Origin of the sequence: Anoxybacillus sp. J5B_2022, assembly GCF_026847645.1 — a bacterium.
Taxonomy (GTDB): domain Bacteria; phylum Bacillota; class Bacilli; order Bacillales; family Anoxybacillaceae; genus Anoxybacteroides.
The window spans coordinates 1-1,249 of the sequence record NZ_JAPSMC010000148.1 but is presented as its reverse complement, the minus strand read 5'-3'; the positions used below and the strand labels follow the sequence as shown (position 1 = coordinate 1,249).

The 1,249-nt window shown below is 50.0% G+C and carries 1 protein-coding gene; it reads left to right on the top strand.

Annotated elements, in window-relative coordinates; genetic code table 11:
• The first annotated feature begins 103 nt into the window (after positions 1–103).
• On the top strand, positions 104–1,237 hold the full coding sequence (locus tag M4I42_RS16890) for an IS4-like element IS5377 family transposase (protein WP_268853192.1): 1,134 nt from the start codon (positions 104–106) through the stop codon (positions 1,235–1,237).
• Positions 1,238–1,249 lie beyond the last annotated feature (12 nt).

Here is a 1,249-nt window from a genome sequence, read left to right as displayed (position 1 = left end):
CAGGCGTGTTGATTATCCAATAAAATCCAAAGTGTATAGAAAAAAGAGCACCTTTCCTGTAGAATGTGAGTAACGACACAAACAAACCCAGGAGGTGCTCTCTATGAACAAGCATACCACACTCCCGAATTTGATGCAAAAACTTGTTTCGGATGAAGAGATTCAACTGATTGCCGAAGCGGTTGGGTATCGTGATTCGTCTCGAACCTTTACGTTGCGCGAGTTGATTCACTTCTTCCTGCTGGCCGCCATGCATCAATGGAAAAGCTTTCGCCACGGAGCCGATGTGGGGCCTCTGTATGGATTGCCGCGATTCCATTATTCCACAGTATCCAAGAAAGCGAAAGAAGTTCCCTATGACATCATGAAACGCTTGTTGGCGTTGATCATTTCCAAGTGCAACCGCCAAACCCGCCGTTCGCTTCGGTTTCCCAAACCGCTTCGGGTGGTGGATTCGACGACCGTCACGGTCGGGAAAAACCGCCTCCCATGGGCTCCGTATCACGGCGAACGCGCCGGAGTGAAGCTGCACGTCGCGTATTCGCCGGAATCCTCGCTGCCGGCAGACGTGGTGGAAACGACCGGACTGCGTCACGATGGCCCAGTGGGAGAACAGTTGACGAACGCTCAACAAGTGCTGGTGGAAGACCGGGCGTATTTCAAAATCGAACGCCTCGATCGATTTGTGGAGCAGCATCAGCTCTTTGTCATTCGAATGAAGGACAACATCGAACTTCATCAGAAAAAAAGCTTGAAACGCCTTTCCAGCACATCTTCATCGGTTCAAGCCGACTTCACGTGCCAGTTGGGGACGAAACAATGCCGATCGACCAAGCGTCACCGGGTAGTGATCTTTCGAGATGCAAATGGCCGCGACATTCGGGTCGTGACGAATCTCTTCCATGCGTCTGCGGAAACCATTGCCGACATGTACCAACAACGTTGGACCGTTGAAGTCTTTTTCCGCTGGGTAAAGCAATATCTGAATGTCCCAACCTTGTTTGGCACGACGGAAAATGCGGTATACAATCAGCTGTTTGGGGCGTTCATTGCGTATGTGTTGCTGCGATGGCTGTATGATCAAACCAAAAAACAGACGAACGTCTCTCTTTCCTTCATTTCGTTCGTTCGCCGTTTTTTCTCTGGGCAGCTTCCTCTCGATTGGAAATCCGGGATGGCCGCTGCTTTGTTTGAGTATGCCCAAATTTATGGAAGGCGTATGTATAATTTTGGATAATCAACACTCGTG